General features: G+C 68.8%; 4 protein-coding genes. All 4 read left to right on the top strand.

The annotated features are described in order from the left end of the window. Window positions 1-78 precede the first annotated feature (78 nt). The 4 genes from ASE78_RS09770 (at window position 79) to ASE78_RS09755 (ending at window position 3,902) form a co-directional block, all read left to right on the top strand. Window positions 79-1,380, top strand: a complete 1,302-nt coding sequence (locus tag ASE78_RS09770) for an ATP-binding protein (RefSeq protein ID WP_056496199.1) — start codon at window positions 79-81, stop codon at window positions 1,378-1,380. Next, window positions 1,377-1,907, top strand: a complete 531-nt coding sequence (locus tag ASE78_RS09765) for a response regulator transcription factor (RefSeq protein ID WP_056496196.1) — start codon at window positions 1,377-1,379, stop codon at window positions 1,905-1,907. The genes ASE78_RS09770 and ASE78_RS09765 overlap by 4 nt, the downstream gene beginning before the upstream one ends. A 184-nt stretch (window positions 1,908-2,091) precedes the next feature. Further along, the gene (locus ASE78_RS09760; protein WP_056496192.1) at window positions 2,092-3,516 is read left to right on the top strand and encodes a L,D-transpeptidase family protein; all 1,425 of its coding nucleotides are present in this window, start codon (window positions 2,092-2,094) and stop codon (window positions 3,514-3,516) included. Window positions 3,517-3,527: 11 nt separating this feature from the next. Then, window positions 3,528-3,902, top strand: coding sequence for a hypothetical protein (locus ASE78_RS09755; RefSeq protein ID WP_056496189.1), 375 nt, complete (start codon window positions 3,528-3,530; stop codon window positions 3,900-3,902). Window positions 3,903-4,229: the final 327 nt, after the last annotated feature.

Here is a 4,229-nt window from a genome sequence, read left to right as displayed (position 1 = left end):
CACCCCCAACCCCTCCCTTGCCAGGGAGGGGAGCCAGTACCGCTTACCCCCACGCCCCAGCCCCCCTACATACCGCCCATGCAGCCCGCCCGCCCGCTCCTGCCGCCGCGCTTCCTGCCGCCCGCCGACGGCGTCGGGCGCAACATGCTGTTGCTGGTGCAGTTGCGCTGGCTCGCGGTCGGCGGACAACTCGCCACGATCCTCGTCGTCGACGGGCTGCTCGGCATCCGCCTGCCGCTGCTCCCGATGGCCGGGGTGCTGGCGGGTCTCGTGCTGCTCAACCTGCTGACGCTGGCCCGCCGCTCGCGCTGGAGCGACACCAACCTGCCGATCTTCGCCGCGCTGGTGCTCGACGTCTCCTCGCTCACCGCGCAACTCTATCTCTCGGGCGGGGCGCGCAATCCGTTCGTCTCGCTCTATCTGTTGCAGGTCGTGATCGGCGCGATCCTGCTGCCGCAATGGTGGAACTGGGCATTGGTCGCGATCACCAGCGCCGCCTTCGCGCTGCTCGCGGTCGTCTATCGCCCGCTTAGCCTGCCGCCGGGCTATGCCAGCGACCTCTCCGACGCCTATCTGATCGGCAACTGGATCAACTTCGTGCTGGCCGCGACGCTGCTCGTCGCCTTCGTCACCCGCATCGCCGCCAACCTGCGCGACCGCGATGCCAAGGTCGCCCAGCTCCACAACCGCGCGGTCGAGGAGGAGCATATCGTCCGCATGGGACTCCTCGCCAGTGGTGCCGCGCACGAACTGGGCACGCCGCTCTCGTCGATCTCGGTGCTGCTCGGCGACTGGAAGACCGAACCCGCGATCCGCCGATCCCCGCGCCTCGCCGCCGAGGTCGACGACATGCGCGGCGAGATCGCGCGCTGCAAGGACATCGTCTCGGGCATCCTGTTCGCCGCCGGCGAAGTCACCGGCGAAGCCCCGACCCGCACGACGCTGCGCACCTTCCTCACCGCCACGCTCGACCGCTGGCGCGGCAGCGATCCGGCGCGCGCCACCTTCGAGGACCGGCTCGGTCCCGACGTGCCGATCGTCGCCGACCGCGCGCTGGCGCAGGCGATCACCAACCTGCTCGACAATGCGCTCGAGGCCGGCGGCCGCGCCATCGCGCTGGTCGCGCTGCGCGACGGGGCGATGCTGCGCCTGTCGGTCCGTGACGACGGCCCCGGCTTCGCCGCCGCCATCCTCGCTGCGCTGGGCAAGCCGTACAATACCAGCAAGGACCGGCAGGGTGCCGGGCTCGGCCTCTATCTCGCCACCAACGTGCTGCGTCCGCTGGGCGGCACGATCGAGGCGGTGAACCGCGAAAGCGGCGGCGCCGAAACCACCCTCGTCCTGCCGATCGAATCACTCGCGCTGGAGAAACCGCGATGACCGCACCCCGCCTGCTCATCGTCGAGGACGACGCCACCTTCGCCCGGACATTGTGCCGATCGTTCGAGCGGCGCGGCTATGCCGTCGAAGTCACCGGCGGCCCCGACCGGCTGGAGGAGCTTGCCCGCGCGTTCGATCCCGGCTTCGCGGTCGTCGACCTGCGGCTGGGCGGCGCGTCGGGCCTCGCCTGCGTGTCGACGCTGTCGGCGATCGATCCGGCGATGCGGATCGTCGTGCTGACCGGCTTCGCCAGCATCGCGACGGCGGTGGAGGCGATCAAGCTGGGCGCGACCAACTATCTCACCAAACCCGCCAACACCGACGAGATCGAGGCGGCCTTCGCCAAGGTAGAGGGCAATGTCGCCGCCGACCTGACCGCCGCCCCCACCTCGATCAAGACACTGGAATGGGAACATATTCACCAGACGCTGGCCGACACCGGCTTCAACATCTCCGAAGCGGCCCGGCGGCTGGGGATGCACCGCCGCACGCTGGCCAGAAAACTCGACAAGCGGCATTTGTCGTGAATCTTCGCCATTCAGGGGGTGCGAAACGCCCCCGGCCCTGTGCTATGATGCGCCGCAAAGGGGAAACGGTTCATCGTGCGGCAGCATCGGTAGCGATAGACCGGCCCGCACCCGTAGAGTGTCAAGGATGAGAGCGATTTTCCACAACCGCCACCGCTTCGTAACTCCGGCCCGCCGTCTGCTGATGGCGGGCGTCGCGCTCGGCTGCACTGCCGCCGCCGGCGCGCAGGTACTGCCGCCGCCGGTCGTGCCGACGCTGCCGCAGACCACCGGCGTGACCATGGCCGTGCCGGTCCTCACCCCGGCGCAGGAAGGCGAACTCGCCCGGCTGATCGCCCGCGACGAAGTGGCGCAGGGGCTGAAGGACCGCGAACCCGCGCTCGCCTCGCTGACCGGCCCGGCGCTGGTGCAGGCAGCGCTCGACCATGCCCGCGCGGTCCGTTCGGGCCGGCTCGACACCGCCGATTTCCAGACCGACTGGGCGATGCGGCCGCAGCCGTTCGACCCGCTCCCCTCGCTGCGCGCCGCCGTGGCGCAGAACCGGCTGGCATCGTGGGTCGCCGCGCTGCCGCCGCCCTATGCTGGCTATGACACGCTGGTCGCCGGCCTCGCGCGCTATCGCAAGATTCAGGCGGCGGGCGGCTGGGGCACGATCGGCGCCGGGTCCGAACTGAAACTGGGCGGTCGAGGACCGCAGGTCGCGGCGCTGCGCAAGCGCCTCGCCGCCGAGGATTCCGAGGTTTCGGCCAGCGGCGACATGTTCGACGCATCGCTGCTCGATGCGGTGCGTCGCGCCCAGCGCCGCTATGGCCTGAACCCCGCCGGACAGGTCGGCGCGCAGACGATCGCCTCGCTCAACGTGCCGGTCAGCGAGCGGATCAAGCAGATCAAGGCCAACATGGAGCGCTGGCGCTGGTTGCCGACGCAACTTGAGAAGGACCGGATTCAGGTCAACATCGCCGCCGCCGTGCTGACGGTGTTCGACGGCGATCAGCCGGTCACGTCGATGAAGGCGGTGACGGGCCGTCCGGGCGATGAAACCCCGATGCTGACCTCGACGATCCATTCGATCGTGCTCAATCCGCCATGGAATGTGCCGTCGTCGATCGCCGACAAGGAACTGTGGCCCAAGGAACGGGCGAACCCCGGCTATCTCCGGCGCAACGGCTTCCGCGTGATCGACACCGGCAACGGTGGCAAGCGGCTGCAACAGGCGTCGGAGCGCAGCGCACTCGGCCGGTTCAAGTTCGATTTCGACAATCCGTTCGCGGTCTATCTCCACGACACCCCGGCGCAGTCGGGCTTCGCCAAGTTCGATCGCCTCGCCAGCCACGGCTGTGTCCGCCTCGAAAAGCCCGAGGATCTGGCGCGGCTGTTGCTGCGCACCACGCCGCAATGGCCCGATACGCAGATCGACGCGACGCTCGCCTCGGGCAAGACGGTGCGTGCGCAGGTCGCCAATCCGGTGAAGGTGTACCTTCTCTACTGGACCGCCTTCGCCACGCCCAACGGCACGATGAGCTTCCGCGAGGACCCGTATAAATGGGACGGCGTTCTCGCCAACAAGATCGCCGCCCGGTCGGACAAGATGCAGGTCGCCGCGCGATGAAGGGAGTGCGAATGAACCGGAAATTTCGTGGGCTGATGCTGGCGGGCAGCGCGTTGCTGCTCGCCGGGGGTCTTGCCGCCTGCTCGAACGACACGGTCGACGAGGCACCGATCGAGAACAGCGCGTTCGACGAGGAGGCACCGCCGCCGGTCGAAGCCAATACTGACGTCAGCTACGAACCCGTACCCGACATCGTCGGCAACGCGACCGCCGCTGCCCCGGTCGAGGACCTGCCGCCACCCCCGCCGCCGGTCGAACCCGACCAGCAGGTCCTCGACGACGCCTCGGCCACCGGCCTGACCTCGCGCAGCACCCGTGGTGAACCAACCCCGCCGGCCGACGACGCCCCGGTCGACGATGCGATGTCGAACCAGTCGGGCGAGTGATCCCCCCGCCCGGCGCATGGCGCGCCGGGCGCGCTGTCCTACAACGGCAGTATTTGCCAGAGTATCGGCAACGCGCGAAACCGCGTCCGCTCTTTGACATGACTGCACAGCGAAGGCCGGGGCTGGATCGACATTCAGCAAGTGCCTTCAACCTGCTCCCCTTCCTGAGAAGGGAGGGGTTGGAGGTGAGTCGGCTCGAGAGGAAACGTAAGCGTTCCACAACAGGCCAACCCACCCCCGGCCCCTCCCTTGGCAGGGAGGGGAGATGCCAGGAGCCGCTGTCCGACCGAATGTCGATCGGCCACAGTCTGCACTGACCAGCAAACT

The organism is Sphingomonas sp. Leaf25, from assembly GCF_001421635.1.
Taxonomy (GTDB): domain Bacteria; phylum Pseudomonadota; class Alphaproteobacteria; order Sphingomonadales; family Sphingomonadaceae; genus Sphingomonas.
This window is presented reverse-complemented; position numbering and strand designations above follow the sequence as displayed.

What these genes read in the sequence shown, in the direction of transcription:
- ASE78_RS09770 (WP_056496199.1), top strand. Translation starts at nt 79, where the DNA reads ATGCAGCCCGCCCGCCCGCTCCTGCCGCCGCGCTTCCTGCCGCCCGCC.
- ASE78_RS09765 (WP_056496196.1), top strand. Translation starts at nt 1,377, where the DNA reads ATGACCGCACCCCGCCTGCTCATCGTCGAGGACGACGCCACCTTCGCC.
- ASE78_RS09760 (WP_056496192.1), top strand. Translation starts at nt 2,092, where the DNA reads ATGGCGGGCGTCGCGCTCGGCTGCACTGCCGCCGCCGGCGCGCAGGTA.
- ASE78_RS09755 (WP_056496189.1), top strand. Translation starts at nt 3,528, where the DNA reads ATGAACCGGAAATTTCGTGGGCTGATGCTGGCGGGCAGCGCGTTGCTG.